Consider the following 17,250-nt stretch of genomic DNA (forward strand, 5'->3'; position numbering starts at 1 on the left):
CTAGCCATAAAGCAGACGTTCCGCTCGGGCCTGTTTTTCCTATGGGCGAGAAATGTGCGACGGTCTCATGGCCAGAAACCTCGCAATGCCAAATGTAACAATTGAAATGACAGCGACTAATGCATGAGTCGGCGACGCGAGCCAATAGGTAGCCGCACCATTGCTTCGCCATCCGGATAGTGGAAGCTCCGCGATCACGGACCGCCCCTGACATGCTGTTAAAGTTTTGTTGAACGCCTCCGCGCCAAGCTCTCTGAGCCTCTCCCTGAGGTTTCCCTCAGGACACGCTGTGAGCGAAGGAACTGTGTAGCTGTGTTGCGTAACATAGCCATCGAATGGAAAATGCAGCAATAAAATCAGCATGGATAACACGAGTGTTGTAAGCAGGGCTATACGTTGATTTGAGCTGACATTTACAGCCATGAAATTTCCTTTTCTTTTAGCTCGCTAGTGGAACGTCGTAAGCACTTTAAGTGGCCAAGATGGATTGGCCCTAATATCTTAGACTCATCTGAGGTTTGCTTTTGGCCGTTTGCTGCATATCTGAAGGAAGCAAACGAGCCATAACGGTCGTTCGCGGTAGACGGCAAGTAGCCTAAGAGTCTAAGGAGAGAGGAGCGGCACCCACAGGTGAGGCGGCAGTGGTAACCGATAGTGCCTACACGCCATAACCAGGATTGGCCAGTGCCCGTGTTTCACAGCTGACAACGTCATTAGATGACAATCTCTCGAAACCTCGGCGTTTAGCATTTTGATCGCTGCAGCGCCGTCCGCGGTCACGGGAATATTCGTGAGTGCTAGACCATGCCCAGGTACACCTCTATACAACATCTCCTCACTGTTACCGCCTGGCACCCAGGCCTGCATGGTGCAATGCTTGAGAGATTCCTTGGCGAAAGCTGCAAACTCTCTGGTTCTCTCTGTTTCGCCTCGCGATGCCGCCCAAATCATCAAGAGCGGGATCAAAGTGCTGCCTTTGGTTTGACCTTCACGATAGATCTCGGTGGATTCTCTGGGGTGACTGATCAGGTTTCGATAGCTTGCATCGATTGTTGGGTAACGACTATGTCCCCAATAGGTAAACCAGTAGTTCTCGAGTAGGTGACCACAGTAATTGACTGCAAACGGCCGCCATTCTTCCATCATGGAGAGGAAAGTCAGGGCGACACCTATGTCGATCGACTGCTCATCTGCGATTGGGCTGAGTAAGCTCGGGTTGTTATTGATTAGCTGCGTAATCTGGGAGGCAAGCTTGAAGGCCTCGTCGAACTTGGATATGTCGCCTGCCTCGGTTTTCGGGCATCGTTGAGGAACTGCATCATCCATACTCACCTGCCAAAGTAACCAGAGACCACGCTGGGCAATCCGCCCTAGTGTCTCGAACAGTTTGAGATTGATGTCTACCGATGTCGAGGTGTTCACCGACGCAGAGATACCATGCCGCACTTGGACGTAGGGCAATACCTTTTTGCCTAAAAATTCGTCCCAGATTTGGAAGTGGAGGTCCAAAAGCTCTGCGAAAGTGCTACCCATCTCCCCCGCAATTTTCTTCTGTTGCTTTGCGTCAATGTGCTCTTTGATGTGTTCCCATGCTAACAGGATGGCGCGCTCGCTGGCCCGATAGGGTGCTTCCAGATTACCTGCGGCACGCGCCCAGACGAACAGCACCCACAAGCAAATGTAGACCTGCCTCAGGCTGGTCAGCCGAGATTGCGGCTTCAGGTCTTCGCCGCCCAACAATCCCTTCGCTAGGTTGCTAAAATGCTTATACGCAATATCCGGCTCGTCGATCATAGCGACCGACTTCTGGAAGCTACTACGTAAGCGCTCGTCGACCAATTGCTGCTGTAACACACCTTCCGTCAGCTTTCCGGCCAGGAAATCCCCGTTCCAGATCTGAAAGGAAACGCGTTCATCCGTCTTGAGCTTGATGTACTGCGTGACTATATCCTGAATAGCCTCATGAATTTCGCCCCCGAAACATAGGCAAATAACCACTTTCATGTGCTTATATTGTTCGGAAATCCGGACGGGGATGTAGAAGTCCGTGATCTCGTTGATCGACCCTCTCAGCGCCTGCGTCGTGCCGTCCCAATCGTTGCGAGTGAGATCCCCCTGCTTGATTGAGAACAAAAATAACTTTTCCTCAGAACCACCTGTTTGCGAGTCCGAGTCACTTCCAACAGCAGCAACATCCACGCCGTACTGCCGCGTCCCAACGGAAGGGCGCGAAATCACATTAAAGCCTAACTCGCTGAGCAAGTCAGGCAGCACCACATCGAGCTCGCGTCGTTCTCGAAGGGAGGCAAGGTACTCTCTGAATACGAGCTTCATTCTCGTCCACCTACAGTTTGAAGACTCATCAATTTCAACTGCAAACTGACGGGTTCAAGTATCTCTTCGCGCGGCCATTCAACACTGTGGCTGATGCTTGCGAGCGGTTGTTCCAACCGCCTAGGTCGGTTTTCACCCTGATCACAGCTATCGTTTGAACTCAGGCTGTCCTCGACCCACGTCACCACCCCACTTCCATAAAGCAGAATGCTTTCGGCAAAAATACCAGCGAAGGGTGAGGCTTTCCGACTTGCCCGCATCGCATCGTTCATGACGTCAGAGCGTCGCTGCCCCTCTAGCTGTCTTTCACGCTCCGAGGGCAGGAGTTCTACGATAAACCCAACCTTCTCAATTCCATCGCAGTACTGCTTAAGGCTGTTGAGCGCGCGCTTTACCATCGGAGCAGCTTTGTCATTGCTATCGTCGGCGATGGGCTGAAGATGTTTTTGGGCACTGGTGTAGTTGATGAGCAGCGGATCAAACAACAGATCACTCAGTACGGTATCCCAATCTTCAGGCTCCCTCGTCTGACTTGGCGTCACATTAGGTTGTTCAGGCGGCGCAGAAGATGACGGATCAATGTGTTCGAGAGCATGCTCGTCGCTTGCACGCGGAGGGCATCGCGCTAAATTCACCAGGAAGCTAGCGGCAATTGCAGGATTCATGAAGAAGACTGCAGCCGCCCTGCGAGCGATGACAGCGTATTCGCTTATAGTAAAATTGAACTGGGTGAAGTCCAGTTGGAACGTGTACTCCTCCTGGCTACGGAAGAAGCTTTCATTCAGTGCTCTGCATAGCGAATTAGGTGCTGTCCGCAGCCAGCTGACGATCCAAGTCTCGAAGTCATGGACAGGCCCGTCAGTGAGACTCCTAATTGTTGAGTCGAAATGATCAAAACAAAGATTTGAGTCCGGCTGCAGGAGCAGGTTAGTGATAAAAGAGCGAGCTTGATCCGCTCCACCCGCTTTCACTAGGTTGGCCAAGCCCAGGTCGATAAGCTTTTGAGTTTGGACTTCCGGCTGGATGACTCCGAGCAGTCTCAACAGTGATGATCTTAACGATGGAGTAATGTCTTTGAAGCTGAAGGCAAGTGCATAGGCAAGATGGTGAGCGACCTTTGGTGTAGTCGGAACAGAAACCTGGCAGATCAGCTCATCAAGCGCTGCCGCGAAATGATGAGGAATCGACTCTGTAAAGCTCAACAGCGTTCTTGCCAGTGCACTACGAAGCCCATCGTCAGACTCCGTTACTACTGATTCCTTAAGCACATCCAATACTCGGCGCCATTGAGCGTCATCGTTAAATGGCGGGGAGGATAAAGCCTGGATAACCTGAGCCTTCTCAACAGGCGTACCAGTCTCAATCAACGCATAAGCCCGTTCAGAGAAGTAGGGATAATCCGCTTTCAGCCCGCTGCGAATGGCAATGTGCAGACTGATAAAATCGCAGACATCGAGCTCTCCAGAGTCGACCAAATCAAGTAGCTCCCTCGGTCTATTCGGCGAAGCACAACACCACGCACGAAAACTCTCGGTGACTTCGTGAATTTCGCCGTCTGCTTGGGCTGCGAGAATCCTTAGTGCTGGCAGTAAAGCCGTTACAGAGGTGTTCAAGCGTTCAATAGCTAAGCCGTATATCCTTCGGCCTTGATAACCCTGATAGCCACTAAAGACGGAAAGGCCACTGGCAGAGAGTGTGTCCAGTAGATCGAAATGACCCTCGTTGTGGGCGTCGGCAAATAGTTGAGCAATCGAATCGAAGTGCTCGTATCGACATTGCCATCGATCACTGAAAACGGCCTCTAACAGCGTTCCATTTTTAGCAAGCTCGACGACATCGGCGAGGGTGGGAAGGATCATCCGTGACTCCTCAATGGGACGCAATTTGGTGGCGATATCAGGATAGCTAGGGTAGCGGGGAATGGCATTTGAGTCGCCTGAGGTAAAGCATCTGCGCCTCGACCACTCCATGTATACCAGCGCTGTGAAGTGAGAACTTTAAAATGGAGTCTACGTTTTTACACAGCCATAGTGATAGCTACCGGTGGTGGATGATCGCTATCGGCCTGTAGCGGCCCTTCTAAGCGAAGGGCCCAGGTGCAACGGCAGTCGACTTAATCATCATGAGCCGCTCCTCGCAGAGCTGTTATTGATGTAACACCCATTTGCCATGTAACACGTCTATCGGCAAAAGAAACACGGTCGTTTAACGCCACATAAACTGTTTAGAATCATATAGTTAAAAGAATTCGCAACACGCGTAACACCCGTAACACGGTTTTATTGAGGTACCCCCCGAGCCCCATTAATATCGCTACTTCAGCGAAGGGAGGTCGATCATGCTCTTGGCTTTGGTAAGATCGCGAGTGGCCCTTCGCATGTTGGTTTGGCACGGCTTGGAGTGTGCGATGCCCCGCCGAATGGCGGCGGACAGGTCTGAAATCGCCGGGGACCCTGGGGTTATGCGGTGGGTACGGGGTCGGAAACCCGCCGGATCGTGTTAGCGGAAGGGCACCCGGCTTAGTGAACAGGTGAGCCAGGTGAACTCTAGTTCACCTGTGCATTTGCCCTACCATTTCAGCCATCTGCGAGCACCGTTACCAATACGGTAAAGATGCCCTTTTCTCTTCACGATCCTTTCAATTTCAACATTGAAATTTCAGTAAGCTGGTGTGCTTGCCGCTACCACGATCCCGCGGGTTTCATGCCCCGTGTTCGCAGGGTATCCTCAGGGTCCCCAGCACATTTATCTACCCGTTTCAGTCGCCGCTATCATTTATGCGGGCAGCATCCGCCCATACTCGTTGACGAGGAGCGAAAACTTGAGCCCGCTTAAAATTAAAGTTTACGAGGATGGAGACACGACCATATGGATCCCCGTCAGCAGCCGATCCCCTGAGAAGGAAGCGAGAGCACTCCTTCCGTTTGCAGGTTTGAAAGGCTTCTACAAGCACGGGTTTAAAGCTGCGCCTGAATCATCCTCGTATTTCAAGGCGCTCGCGTCGATACAGAGCGCGTACCTTCTCAGGGAGAAAAAGACCTTCAGAGTAAAGATAGGTATAGAGGCTCAGCGACGGGACGCTTGGCGCCACGGTCAATCAAGCTCTCCCCTGCTTAGCCCTACGCTTGGCTGGGTAGAAATTCCCGTCAATAAACTGATGGATATATCCCAGGAGGAATTGGCATTTGAACTCGAGAGCACAGGAGAGTGGTTAGTCTCTTCTAAACGTATCCAGAAAGATCCTGAGGGTCCGATGTTCCGTCAGACGTTTCGAGAGGACCGCACATTTCAACTCGAATTTAGGGCACGGGCCTTAGACTTGTGGGACGCCAAGTGCGCTCTGTCGGGGGCAACATGCGCCCTGGAGGCAGCTCACATAAAAGGGGTTGCCGCATGTAAATCAGATCTCATTTCCGAAGCGTTAGACCCATTCAACAGCATAATATTGAACGTAGCGCTGCACGCCTTGCTTGACTCAGGCCTAATCTCATTCACTGATGAAGGGACTCTGTTGGTGTCAGATAATGTCAATGCACATGATCGAGCGGTTTACGGTTTAGAAACATCCCGGAAGGTTCATTTCCATCTTAAAGCCTTTACCTACCTTGAATATCATCGAAACCATGTCTTTATGAACACCCTTAAGCCTGGCTAGCGAAATAGCCTTTTACCGCACGAAGGCGGTGGCTAGTAGGAGGCGCTGTGTATGCCCACGTGTATGCCTAACCGAACCACCACCAAGCAGACCCAATAAATACGGGCATTTTACTATTCAGTTCAAACGACGCCGGGGCACCCGATACGAATGAAAAAGCCCCAGATCTCTCGACCTGGGGCTTTTTTGTTTCCGCTGTCCCAATAAAATCTGGCACCCAGGCCTGGCCCCCTCCGAGGATCACCCAAAGGGCCGCTGAAACCCCACGTTCATTCTCGCCGCAGCCGATTTCAGTAACTATCCATTCGAACACCGGCAGCCCGCGAATGAATCCAGTCGCTCATCGTTTCAAGAGCGCCTGGCGAGTAGGCATGACGACCTTCCATTAGAAATCTCATCGTGGTGAACCAAGACCATTCGCCGGTGAGTTGGGTGTTGTAAGACGCCGCCCTCAGGAGCCCATGGGTTGCATTCGGGATGACTTCAATCCGGTTGGCGGGATGGTTGCCCTCAACAGCCTTCCGGTAGAGGGTTGCGTTGTCTTCCGGGTTTACATTCAGATCGTCCGCGCCCCACAACGCTAGCAATGGAATATCGAGTTTTTCCAAAGCGCTGGTTGCATCTTCATGAAGGTTTCGCCGTACGAAAGCCCACCGTTCCGGGCTCATATCACCCAGAAGGGCAATCGGCGGTACTTGTGGAGAGGCAAACAAACGGTCATCGACGGCGGCTATTTCTGCCATCGTTGTTGCGATGTCAGGCGCAGACATCCCTGTGCGTTGCAACCGCGTCCTGGTGTAGTAGTCACCTTGTCGTTGCCAGGATACGGCGCCTCCAACGAGCACCAGAAAGTCGGCTTCACCCGACGCCAGGCGAGGCAGTACCCAGCCGGCTTGTGAAAATCCAAGCGCACCGACAGGGATTCCCTGCAGCGTAGTGCGAAGGGTGGATAGCGCGCTGCGCACGTCCCCATAGCGGTCCGTCATCGACTGATTGAGCCAATTTCCCTGGGAGCCCCCAATGCCTGGTTTATCCCACGAAACCACAGCGATGCCTGAATCGAGAAGCGCGTTGATGAGTGGGTCGTAACCTTGTTGCGAGGTGCGATCTTGCGGGCCATCCCCATGCACCAGAACGACCGCCGCTGTTGCCGGGTGATCAGGAAACCAGAGCGTACCCGCCAGGTGCAGTCCATTTGCTTCGAACGCAAAGGGTTCGCTTGCCCTGCGGTCCAGCCCATAAGCATCAAACCGCACGAGAACCAAAAAAACGGTAGTCAGGATGAGACCAGCGGCGCAAATCAACCACACGCTGTAACGCTTCATCCAGCTCACGTCATGCATAGCCACTATCCTTTTCCTTTCATAAGCACCGTCTGCTCACCGGCCAAAATCGTCGGTGCAGCCAAATGCCCATCATCCCCCCTCAGCGCCTCGCGCAACACCTGCTCCCACACAAAAACACACTGGATATGCGCCTGTTGATACGAGAAGAACACCGTACCTGCTTCGACCACCGCAAAAGTGAAAAGGAGCTGGGCCTGAGCTTTCGCTCGCTGGTACATGGTCCACGGCGGATTATAAAAAACCCCAGGTCGAAAGACCTGGAGCTTTTGGTGTGAGCCTTCAGCAGGCCCATTTGAAATCTTGAAAAGCTACCCCTGCCGGCACGGAGTAAACCCTGCGTCGAGCAGCCTGCAATGACGCCGCATAATTGATACCCGGCCCAAACCCATCAATCACCCGAAAAACCCCCTCAAGATGACAATCCAGAATCAACGTCACCCCCAGATAATCCCTCACCAATTCCCCCGACAAATCGCTCAGCACCAACGCCTCCGGCGCCAGGTCAATCAACAACCAACTACGATGCTTGAAGCGCCCTCCCACATCCTTGAGCAACGCGTTCCATTCCATGGCAAAGCCTCATCGACTGGCTATCAGCACAGGAATGGCGTTGTTCAGTGAAAACGCCACGAGGAATACGGCCAGCCCTACGTCGATCTGCCGGGTGTATTTGAGGAACAACGCCTTGATCGGGCCCTGGCCGAATAGCAGTGCCACCACGGAGTACCAGATGACTTCGAGCGTCGAGCACAGCAGCACCACCAGGACTTTTTCGATGTCCGTGCGCGGCGATGAAAGAAAGCCGGCGTAGATACTGATCATGAAGGCGATGGTTTTCATGTTGCTGATGTTGGTGATGACGCCCACACGGTAAGCCTTGGCGAAGCTGGTCGCGCCCGGGGCGGTGGTGTCGGCGGTGCCGGTGTTTTTTGCCAGTACGCTTTTGATGATGCTGTAGGCGATGTACAGCAGGTAGGCCGAGCCGCATAGCGTGGCGACTTTGGAAAACGCCGGGTATTGATGCAGCAACGCCGCCAGACCCAGCAATGAGATAGTCGAGAAAAACACGCCGACCGTGCAGATGCCCAGGGTCGCACCGATACCGGTCGAGACCGACCCCAGCGAAGCAAAACGGCTGACAATGATGAAGTTGGGGCCCGGGCTTATCACCGCCAGGATGTAGATCAATGCTGCTGTAAACATGGGAACTCCTTGTAGGAGGCAGCAGCCGGCGCAGGCTGCTGCCGAGGACGGGTCAGGCCAATGCGTGCAGCGGGGCTTCGGCCTGTGCGAGTTTTTCCTCCAGGGACGCCAGAATGTGTTCGACCCGCAGCGAAATCAGGCTGAATGAGCCGGCGTCCCCCAGGCCGTGGGAGCTTTCGCATAAGCCGTTGAGAAACACCGCGGGCAAGTCCTCCAGCGCCGTCAGGCTGTAATCGCGGTTGACCACCAGCGCGCCGTGGGCGTCCGCTCGAAAGCGTGCGTGATAAGGCGCCAGCAGTGGCGGATAGAGCTCGCCGTTTTCTTTGGCGGCAATGTCCTTGAAGCCGGTGGCGAGCACCAGTGCGTCCAGCGCCAGGGTGGAGTGGGTCAGTTGATTGACCTCCTTGAGCCCCAGCTCCACCTGCCCCGATGCACCGATCTGCGCCTGTTCAATGGCGATGTTGTTGAGAATGTGGATGCGCTGCTTGCCCTGCAGCTTTTCCTCATGAATGCGTACGTAGAGGGCGTTGATCACATCTTCATCGGCCGAGCTGTAATTGGTGCCGCGCAGTTGCTTGTCCACCCGCGCCTTGGCCTCGGGCGGGAGGTTGAAGTAGTAGTCGATAAATTCCGGGAAATACACCTTGTCGCTGAATGGGCTGGTGTCCTTGAGCCGGAAGCTGAAGCTGCGGTGCAGCGAATAGATTTCTTTGTCGGGGAACCTCGCGGTCAGGTCGAGCACGATCTCCACGGCGCTCTGGCTGGAGCCCACCACACCGATGCGCTGCACGCTGGAAGGTAGCTTGTTGAGGCGCTCCAGGTAGTGGTTGAGGTGGAACACCTGGGGGCCAGTCAGGCCCTCGAACACCGCCGGGATGTTCGCCGTGCGCCCGGTGCCGAGCACCAGGCTGCGGCCGTAAATGACGCGCTGATCGTTATAGGTGACCTTCCACACCTGCTCGCCTTTGAATAGCAACGGCTCGACCCGTTGCGCGAACGCAGAGGATTCGACACTGCCCAGAAAATGCCCGGCGACCCATTTGATGTACTCGGCATATTCGCGCCGCAGCGGGTACGTCAGCGGCAGGTTGAGGTAGTCGAACAGCCGACCGGTTTCTTTCAGGTAATTGACGAACCCATAGTGGCTGCGCGGGTTTCGCGGGGTGACCAGGTCGCGCAAGGGGTTGTTCTGGATATCCGAACCGCTGAGCAACATTTCATCCTGCCAGTCCGGCGTTTGCTTGGCGTCCAGGAAGCGATAGGTCAGCGCAGAAGCGGACTCTTCAAGGCCAATAGCCAACGCCAGGTTGGAGGGGCCAAAACCAATACCCACGATATCGAAAACAGTGTCTGACATGGAAAAGCTCCTATCCCTGGATTGGCTTCAATGGAAGATGGTAATAGTGATATGCCGTGTTTTCGATAAACCCGAAGCGCGTGTATAAGTTTCGTGCCTTCGGGTTGTCGTCTGCGCCCTCGATGAATAACTGCTTGGCGCCGGTTGTTTGTGCAAATGCCTTGGCGGCATTCAATAACGCCAGGCCAACTCCCGCCCTTCGCTTTGAAGCTTCAACATATAAGTCATTGAGTATCCACAGGCGCTCTAGTGTGACGCTTGAAAAGCTCGGGAAGAGTTGCGTAAACCCAATAACTTCATTGTTTACTTGCGCGACGATAATAATCGACTCGCCTAAAAAGAAGCGTTGCTGAATAAATGCCAGGGAGCGGGCCAGGTCGGAAGTTTCACCATAGAACTCGCGGTATTTATCCAGCAGGGGGGCAATGGCAGCGGCGTCATCGAGGGACGCGTGCCGGGTAACGATGGCATCGCTCATGGTGTGATCACCTCGGCAAACGCTTGCTCGAGAATCTGCACGCCTTGGTTGATCTGCGCCGCAGTGATGGTCAGGGCCGGAAGAAATTTCAGCACCTGGTTATCGATGCCGGAGGTTTCAATGATCAGTCCATGTGCATAGGCGCGCGCAGCGACTTTTTGCGCGAGGCTCGCGTCCTCGAACTCGATACCCTTGAAGAACCCGCGCCCTTTCAGGCGGTTGGGCGCCTTGGCGGCGAAACCTGCGGACAACCTCTGCAGCGCATCATGCAGTACGCCCGCCTTGGCCTTGAGCGCCTGCGTGAAACCCGCGTCGCTCCAATAGTGGTCTATCACCGCCTTGCCGGTGACGAACGCCAGGTTGTTGCCGCGAAACGTGCCGTTGTGCTCCCCCGGCTCCCACACATCCAGATGGGGCGCCAGCAACACCAGCGACATGGGCAAGCCGTAGCCGCTGATCGACTTGGACAACGTCACGATGTCTGGGGTAACGCCCAGGGCTTCGAAACTGAAGAAGTCACCCGTGCGCCCGCAGCCGGCCTGGATATCATCGATGATCAGCAGGATGTCATGGGCCTGGGCGATGCGCTGCACGGCGTGTACCCAGGCAGCCGAGGCACTGTTCACACCGCCCTCGCCCTGCACGGTTTCCAGCACGATGGCCGCCGGCTTGTCGATGCCACTGCCGCTGCGCAACATCCTGTCCAGGTACAGCGAAGTGTCCACGCTGTCGCCGAAGTAGCCGTCATAGGGCATGAACGTGACATTGCTCAGGGTCACGCCGGCGCCGGCTCGCTTACGCGGGTTGCTGGTCAGGGCCAGGCTGCCCAGGGACATGCCATGGAAGGCATTGGTAAACGCTACGATGTTCTGGCGCCCGGTGTACTTGCGCGCCAGCTTGATCGCCGCCTCTACCGCATTGGTGCCGGTGGGGCCGGGGAACTGCACTTTGTAACGCAGGTTGCGTGGGGCCAGCACCTGTTCTTCGAATGCGGTGAGGAAGGCTTTCTTGGCAGTTGTCTTGAAATCCAGGCCGTGGGTGATGCCGTTTTGCGCAATGTAGTCGAGCAGCGCGGCCTTTAATACCGGGTTGTTATGCCCGTAGTTCAAGGCACCGGCACCGCTGAAAAAGTCGATGAACAGCTGACCTTGCTCACTGGTCAGCGTCGAACCCTCAGCGGTATGGAACGTGTCGGTAAAGTCCCGGCAATAAGAGCGTACGTTGGACTCTTTAAGCTCGAATATATCCAGGGGTTGTTGCAGCTCAGGCACTGCCTGCGCCAATGAGTAATTCAGCGTAGCCGTCATATCAGGTACCGTTTATCAATCCAATTGAATGGACTTCCAACAGGTAGAGCTATTTCCCAGTGGCCATGTAGCGAATGCTGAGAAGACTTTAATCCTTGAAGTCCGCATGCAACTTTTCATCCAATGAAACATGACCCGCTCTGTTGGCCAGCAGGAACAATGACGTCTTTCGCCTATTAAACTAGCAGCAATTACTCCCTGAGCAACTGAATATAAATTCATATGCTTATGACGCATTTCAACCGGTCGGCGATGGTATCGATGGATACCATCGCCATGGGGTCAGTGAGGCTGCAATGCCTTGAGCCGCTCCTCGAGGTTCTGTGCAGGAAAGCGTTTTTGCAACTCGGCGAGTTTTGCCGTCGCTGCCGCGTCATCGCCTGCCTTGCGCAGACGCAACACCTCCTGCAAACCCTGCTCGAGCGGTTGCGGCACAGCGCGCTTGGCCATGTTGGCTTGGGGCAAGGCATCGCTGCTCATTTCGGCACTGAACGATTCGACGCGTGGCGGCGCGCTCATAGGTGCAGGTGCAGGCGCAGAAAACGTAGCCGGGGCAGCCAGGCGCGTGTTCGGCGCGTGCTCAAGCTCGCTGGTGCGCGTGACCACACCCACCAGCAACGCCACACCGGCAACGCTGGCGAAAGCCATTTGCCAACGCGGTTGCTGGCACGCGCGCAGCCAGCGTTGCCACAGGTTGGGCGAAGGTTTTGGTGCCTCGCGGTGGGCGGTGGCCAAAATGAACGCGTCCAGTGACGCCGGTGGCTCGCCGCTGCTGTGTTGACGAAAGTGCTGGATCAGCTCGTCGTCGGTGTCCGGAGCATGTTTGGAGTCGTTCATGCGGGTATCTCCTCGGCCAGCAGGCGGCGCAGTTTCTGCTGGGCGTAGCGCAGGCGGCTTTTTACGGTTTCCAGCGGGGTGCCGGTGAGGGCGGCGATTTGCGGTACTTCGAGCTCGCCGTGCAGGCGCAGCAGGAAGACTTCGCGCTGGTCTTCGGGCAGGTCTTGCAGGGCGGCGTCGAGGCGCGCCTGGTCGCGGCTCAGGCTCAGTTGCTGCTCGGGGCCGGCGCTGCTGTCGGGTTGGGCGTGCAGCTGTTCATCGTAGCTGTCGTGCAAGGGGTTGTGGATGCCGTGCTTGCGCCAGTGGTCGATGAGGCGGTTGCGGGCGATCTGGAACAGCCACGTACGAAAACTCGCCCGGCCCTGTGGCTGGGTGTTGCTGCGGATCAGGCTGAGCCAGGTGTCCTGGTAGATTTCTTCGGCCAGCTCTGCCTTGTTGCTCAGGGACATGAGGAAGCGGTACAGGCCTTGGCGGTGACGCGTGTACAGGGCTTCAAATGCGCCAGCTTCACCGGTTCGGTAGCGGGCCAGTAGCGATTCGTCGCTGGGTGAGTCGTCTGGAACGGCCATGTAGGTGGCGAACTCCTTTTGTCAGCCGAAGCAGGATCAAGTGTGGGAGGGGGCTTGCTCCCTCCCACATTTGAACATTGTTGTGGGCGAGATCAGTGTTTGAGGCTCTGGGCCAACTCCACCAGTTGCACGAATTCATTGCGCAGGCCGAACGGATCATCGCCGCGGGCCGAGCGGGCGAGTGTGGCGGTGTCCTGCAAACTCATGCTGCCAGTGTAGCGGCCATCGCCCTTGAGCTGTTGGGCGAAGGCAGCCACGGCGGCCGAGAAGCGCAGGTCGTCGCTGGCCGGGGTGGACTGGTTGGCGATAGGACGTTCGATCAATTGGCTGTTGCCGCCCGCTGCGGGCTTGTAGCGCACCCGTAGCATCGCCAGCTCGACGGATTTGCCGTCGGCCGTCGGCGCATTGGCATAGCGCAACGGCTCCAACCAACCCTTCTCGCCCTTGGGCACGATTTCGTACAGCGCGGTCACCGTATGCCCGGCGCCGATTTCGCCGGCATCGACCTTGTCGTTGTTGAAATCCTCACGCTTCAATGCGCGGTTTTCATAGCCCAGCAGGCGGTATTCGCTGACTTGGGCGGGGTTGAATTCCACCTGCAATTTCACATCCCGGGCGACCACGGCCAGGGTCGAGCTGAGTTGCTCCACCAGCACCTTGCGCGCTTCACGCAGGTTGTCGATGTAGGCGTAGTTACCGTCGCCTGCGTCGGCCAGTTGCTCCATCAGGTGTTCGTTGTAGTTATCCACACCAAAGCCGAGGGTGGTCAGGGACACGCCGCTTTTGCGCTGCTCGACCGCCATTTGCTTGAGGCTGTCGAAGTCGCTGATGCCCACGTTGAAGTCGCCGTCGGTGGCCAGCAGGATGCGGTTGATACCCTTGTCGATAAAGCCTTCGCGGGCCATCTGGTAGGCCATTTCGATGCCGGAGGCGCCTGCGGTGGAGCCGCCGGCAGTGAGTTGGTCGATGGCGTTGCGGATCTTGCTTTTGTCACGCCCGGAGGTGGGCTTGAGCACCACGCGGGATTCACCGGCATACACCACCAATGACACACGGTCCTGATCGCGCAGTTGATCCACCAGCAATTTCAGCGTGCTTTTCACCAGCGGCAAGCCCTCGCGGCGGTCCATGGAGCCGGACACGTCCACCAGGAACACCAGGTTCGCGGGGGCAAGATCCGCCACGGCGCGGTCGGAGGCCTTGATGCCGATGCGCAACAGCTTCGTGCGTGGGTTCCACGGCGTGGCGGCGAGCTCGGTGGTCACGCCAAAGGGTGAACCGTCGGTGGGCAATGCGTAGTGGTAGGGAAAGTAGTTGAGCATTTCCTCCAAGCGCACAGCACCTTCGGGCGGCAGACTGCCTTGGTTGAGGAAGCGTCTTACGTTGGCGTAGCTGCCGGTATCGACATCGACGCTGAAGGTGGACACCGGCATTTCAGCGACGCGATGCACCGGGTTATCCGGCAGGTTGGCGTATTGCTCGCGGGGTTCGCTGCGCAGATCCAGGGTCGCCCTCTCCTGCATTTGCATCGGTGCCGGCATGGCCATGCGCTTGGCGAAAGTGGCCGGTACCGGCGCGCTTTGCAGTTCAGCGACGGGCGGCGGTTCAACAGGCTTGGCGACATCAGGGGAAGACGACAGCCCACACCCGGCCAGCGCTACCAGCAGGGTAACGGCAAAGCCTTGGGCAGCAGGACGCAGCAAGAGCAGAGGGCGGGACATGGGCTGAACCTCGTGAATGAATGATCCGTTCAACAGATCAGACGTAATGCAGCCCTGGTACGGGTTAAACACGGGCGTTTCTTTCGATCACCGCGTCACACCTCGAGATATAACCCGTTGAACCTGATATGACGCCAAACCACTGAGTGAAGGTCCGCCTCCATGTCAGAACAGTCTATTTTTTTCTGTCTTCGGGAGGCTTTTCAATCAGGGAAACCGCGATGACCTCCGTAAACAACAACCTCACACACCGCTATGACCCGCCCTCATTCGCCCAACGGCCCAGCTATGCCGAGGCCTTTTCAGACAAGCCCTCCTACACCACCGAGAAAGCGGCAGAGCAAATCACCCGAACGGGCTACCGTTGGAAAGAGCGTAACCAAGACGGCACCACCCCTATCTCCTATCGCTTTTTCAAACCCTCGCAAGCCACCTACAACACACCCGCCGGCGCTAACGAGTTCTCCCCATCTCAAAAAGAGCAGGCCAGGCGCACCATGCAGGCTTGGGCAGATGTTGCCAATATCGCCTTCACTGAAAATGCACCCCATGCCAAAGGGCAACTTTTACTGGGCAACGACCCGCACACCGGCCTGGCGGGATATGCGTCTTATCCAGGCATCTACAGCGACGGCACACAAGCCTGGCTCGCGTCAGATGGTACGAATCGCCCCTTCACTCACGGTAGTCTCGGCCGGTATGTGCTGGCCCATGAGATCGGCCACACCCTTGGGCTTATGCATCCTGGCAAATACAACAATGGCGGCAGTTACGCTGATAACGCCAGCTACGCCGAGGACAATCGTGCCTACAGCCTGATGAGTTACTGGTGGGCAGGCCATCTCGGTCATGATCACAACAAGAACGGCCAAACCCACTATGCCAGCGCGCCGCTGATGGACGACATCACCGCCATCCAAAAGCTCTACGGTGCCAATTTCAAAACCCGCGACACCGACACGGTCTACGGCTTCAACTCCACTGCCGGGCGTGACTTCCTCAGCCTTAACTCACCCGACGACGCGCCGGTGTTCAGCGTGTGGGATGGAGGCGGCAACGACACCCTGGATTTTTCGGGGTTTTATCAGGACCAGACCATCAACCTGAAGGCTGAACATTTCTCCGATGTCGGCGGCATGAAAGGCAACGTCTCCATTGCCAAAGGCGTGACGCTGGAAAATGCCATCGGCGGCACGGGCGCTGATCGACTTATCGGCAACCACGCCGATAATCGCCTGACCGGTGGCCTGGGCCGGGACATGCTTACCGGTGGGCTCGGCAAGGATACGTTCGTCTATAACAACGCCAGCGAGTCCACCGAACAACGCCCGGACCTGATTACCGATTTCACCAGCGGGCAGGACAAGATCGATGTGTCCGCCGCGCTGCAGGCCGCCGGTATCAAGGACCCGCACTTTGTCCGCCGTTTCAGCGGCCGGCCGGGCGAGGCGTTGCTCGGCTATGACCCGCGCACACGCCAACACAGCCTGGCCATTGACCTGAACGGTTCCGGCCAAGCCGACCTGTATGTCGTAAGCCAAGGGCTAATCAAGCCTGGAGACGTGATCAGCCAAGCCTCCCTACCCGACAGTGCACCAACCCCGCCCATTCAGCTCACGCCTCAACCGCTAGGCCCGCAACCGCCCTCGCTACCGATTAAGGCACTGCACAAGCGACACACCACGCCAGTCACCGTGCCGCAACAAGCGCCCTTTTCCTTGCAGAATCACGCCAGCGCATCCCTCAAAGGCACGCCGATGCATGCAGCGGCCAGGGCCGTGGGCAGTATTCGCGAAGTGAGCGTCACACGTGACTCATGGGGCTACGAGCGCGTGCATTCCCGCGCATTGGGTACCGGCTCGCTGATCAACAATGGCAACAGCGTGTTGACCAACCAACATGTGCGCGACGCGCTGGCCAGGGGCAGCAAGCTCGAGCTTTGGCTGGGTTATGAACAAGACAACAGCGGCCGGATGAAGGTAGGGCGCAAAGTGCCGTTGGACCCCAAGCCGCTCAGTGGGGATGCCCGGCTGGACTATGCCGAGCTGCGTGTCGACTTGCCTGCCCAAGAGCGAAAGACCTTGGCCGAGCAGTTCCCGCCCCTCACGTTGGCCGCCCACCCACACGCATCGCCTGGGCAGAAAGTCTTTATGCCCAACCATGGGCAAGAGGCCCTCGGCATTTCATTTCTAAATACCAAGGGCCAACCCACCACACTCAAGGGATACGACCAGGACAGCCCTTATCAGGGCACGGTCTACCACGATGCCTTCAAGAAACCCGGCACCTCCGGTTCACCGCTGATCAGCGTCGATACGGGCGAGATCGTTGCCTTGCACAACGGCACCATCGGCACCAACGTCAACGGGCACCGTGACTCCATGGGCACGGCCACCCGCATCGACCTGATTCAACAGCACCGTCGTCAGAGGTGACGCGGTTT

At 56.5% G+C, this 17,250-nt stretch carries 14 protein-coding genes; 2 read left to right on the forward strand and 12 right to left on the reverse strand.

Annotated features, from left to right (window positions below; all coding sequences use genetic code 11):
* Positions 1 to 603 precede the first annotated feature (603 nt).
* Both FRT59_RS16430 and FRT59_RS16435 read right to left on the reverse strand, forming a co-directional pair.
* Positions 604 to 2,334, reverse strand: coding sequence for a chemotaxis protein (locus FRT59_RS16430; protein WP_153871692.1), 1,731 nt, complete (start codon positions 2,332 to 2,334; stop codon positions 604 to 606).
* A complete protein-coding gene (locus FRT59_RS16435; RefSeq protein WP_153871693.1) occupies positions 2,331 to 4,193 on the reverse strand; it encodes a hypothetical protein in 1,863 nt (620 codons plus the stop codon). The genes FRT59_RS16430 and FRT59_RS16435 overlap by 4 nt, the downstream gene beginning before the upstream one ends.
* A 962-nt stretch (positions 4,194 to 5,155) precedes the next feature.
* Between FRT59_RS16435 and FRT59_RS16440 the strand changes: the two genes are divergently transcribed.
* Positions 5,156 to 5,989, forward strand: a complete 834-nt coding sequence (locus FRT59_RS16440; RefSeq protein WP_153871694.1) for an HNH endonuclease — start codon at positions 5,156 to 5,158, stop codon at positions 5,987 to 5,989.
* Between the two features lie 290 nt (positions 5,990 to 6,279).
* Here FRT59_RS16440 and FRT59_RS16445 read toward each other — a convergent pair whose 3' ends face one another.
* The 10 genes from FRT59_RS16445 to FRT59_RS16490 all read right to left on the reverse strand — a co-directional run bounded on the left by FRT59_RS16445 (position 6,280) and on the right by FRT59_RS16490 (position 14,807).
* Positions 6,280 to 7,332 carry an alpha/beta hydrolase family protein gene (locus FRT59_RS16445; RefSeq protein WP_153871695.1) on the reverse strand — a complete coding sequence of 351 codons (1,053 nt, stop codon included), beginning with the start codon at positions 7,330 to 7,332 and terminating at the stop codon, positions 6,280 to 6,282.
* A gap of 5 nt (positions 7,333 to 7,337) precedes the next feature.
* Positions 7,338 to 7,553: a hypothetical protein gene (locus FRT59_RS16450; protein WP_153871696.1), complete on the reverse strand. Its 216-nt coding sequence runs from the start codon at positions 7,551 to 7,553 to the stop codon at positions 7,338 to 7,340.
* Positions 7,554 to 7,614: 61 nt separating this feature from the next.
* Entirely contained in the window at positions 7,615 to 7,905 is a 291-nt protein-coding gene (locus FRT59_RS16455) for a hypothetical protein (protein ID WP_153838565.1), read from the reverse strand.
* A gap of 9 nt (positions 7,906 to 7,914) precedes the next feature.
* A complete protein-coding gene (locus FRT59_RS16460; RefSeq protein WP_153871697.1) occupies positions 7,915 to 8,538 on the reverse strand; it encodes a LysE family translocator in 624 nt (207 codons plus the stop codon).
* Positions 8,539 to 8,590: 52 nt separating this feature from the next.
* Positions 8,591 to 9,895 (reverse strand): SidA/IucD/PvdA family monooxygenase, encoded by a 1,305-nt coding sequence (locus tag FRT59_RS16465; RefSeq protein WP_153871698.1) that lies wholly within the window; start codon positions 9,893 to 9,895, stop codon positions 8,591 to 8,593.
* Positions 9,896 to 9,905: 10 nt separating this feature from the next.
* Positions 9,906 to 10,373: a GNAT family N-acetyltransferase gene (locus FRT59_RS16470; RefSeq protein WP_153871699.1), complete on the reverse strand. Its 468-nt coding sequence runs from the start codon at positions 10,371 to 10,373 to the stop codon at positions 9,906 to 9,908.
* Positions 10,370 to 11,623, reverse strand: coding sequence for a diaminobutyrate--2-oxoglutarate transaminase (gene ectB / locus FRT59_RS16475; protein WP_034116815.1), 1,254 nt, complete (start codon positions 11,621 to 11,623; stop codon positions 10,370 to 10,372). Before ectB ends, FRT59_RS16470 begins: the two co-directional genes overlap by 4 nt.
* Positions 11,624 to 11,962: 339 nt before the next feature.
* Complete coding sequence (locus FRT59_RS16480) at positions 11,963 to 12,517, reverse strand: hypothetical protein (RefSeq protein WP_153871700.1); 555 nt, start codon at positions 12,515 to 12,517, stop codon at positions 11,963 to 11,965.
* Complete coding sequence (locus tag FRT59_RS16485) at positions 12,514 to 13,086, reverse strand: RNA polymerase sigma factor (RefSeq protein WP_153871701.1); 573 nt, start codon at positions 13,084 to 13,086, stop codon at positions 12,514 to 12,516. The genes FRT59_RS16480 and FRT59_RS16485 overlap by 4 nt, the downstream gene beginning before the upstream one ends.
* 92 nt (positions 13,087 to 13,178) lie before the next feature.
* Positions 13,179 to 14,807, reverse strand: a complete 1,629-nt coding sequence (locus FRT59_RS16490) for a vWA domain-containing protein (protein WP_153871702.1) — start codon at positions 14,805 to 14,807, stop codon at positions 13,179 to 13,181.
* 221 nt (positions 14,808 to 15,028) lie between these two features.
* Here FRT59_RS16490 and FRT59_RS16495 point away from each other — a divergent pair, with 221 nt between their 5' ends.
* A complete protein-coding gene (locus tag FRT59_RS16495; protein ID WP_153871703.1) occupies positions 15,029 to 17,242 on the forward strand; it encodes a M10 family metallopeptidase C-terminal domain-containing protein in 2,214 nt (737 codons plus the stop codon).
* Positions 17,243 to 17,250 lie beyond the last annotated feature (8 nt).

Origin of the sequence: Pseudomonas haemolytica, from assembly GCF_009659625.1 — a bacterium.
In the GTDB taxonomy this organism is placed as follows: Bacteria; Pseudomonadota; Gammaproteobacteria; order Pseudomonadales; family Pseudomonadaceae; genus Aquipseudomonas; species Aquipseudomonas haemolytica.

Excerpts from the sequence above, each read along its gene's own strand:
- FRT59_RS16430 (WP_153871692.1), bottom strand. The coding sequence starts at position 2,334 with ATGAAGCTCGTATTCAGAGAGTACCTTGCCTCCCTTCGAGAACGACGC.
- FRT59_RS16435 (WP_153871693.1), bottom strand. The coding sequence starts at position 4,193 with ATGATCCTTCCCACCCTCGCCGATGTCGTCGAGCTTGCTAAAAATGGA.
- FRT59_RS16445 (WP_153871695.1), bottom strand. The coding sequence starts at position 7,332 with ATGCATGACGTGAGCTGGATGAAGCGTTACAGCGTGTGGTTGATTTGC.
- FRT59_RS16450 (WP_153871696.1), bottom strand. The coding sequence starts at position 7,553 with ATGTACCAGCGAGCGAAAGCTCAGGCCCAGCTCCTTTTCACTTTTGCG.
- FRT59_RS16455 (WP_153838565.1), bottom strand. The coding sequence starts at position 7,905 with ATGGAATGGAACGCGTTGCTCAAGGATGTGGGAGGGCGCTTCAAGCAT.
- FRT59_RS16460 (WP_153871697.1), bottom strand. The coding sequence starts at position 8,538 with ATGTTTACAGCAGCATTGATCTACATCCTGGCGGTGATAAGCCCGGGC.
- FRT59_RS16465 (WP_153871698.1), bottom strand. The coding sequence starts at position 9,895 with ATGTCAGACACTGTTTTCGATATCGTGGGTATTGGTTTTGGCCCCTCC.
- FRT59_RS16470 (WP_153871699.1), bottom strand. The coding sequence starts at position 10,373 with ATGAGCGATGCCATCGTTACCCGGCACGCGTCCCTCGATGACGCCGCT.
- FRT59_RS16480 (WP_153871700.1), bottom strand. The coding sequence starts at position 12,517 with ATGAACGACTCCAAACATGCTCCGGACACCGACGACGAGCTGATCCAG.
- FRT59_RS16485 (WP_153871701.1), bottom strand. The coding sequence starts at position 13,086 with ATGGCCGTTCCAGACGACTCACCCAGCGACGAATCGCTACTGGCCCGC.
- FRT59_RS16490 (WP_153871702.1), bottom strand. The coding sequence starts at position 14,807 with ATGTCCCGCCCTCTGCTCTTGCTGCGTCCTGCTGCCCAAGGCTTTGCC.
- FRT59_RS16495 (WP_153871703.1), top strand. The coding sequence starts at position 15,029 with ATGACCTCCGTAAACAACAACCTCACACACCGCTATGACCCGCCCTCA.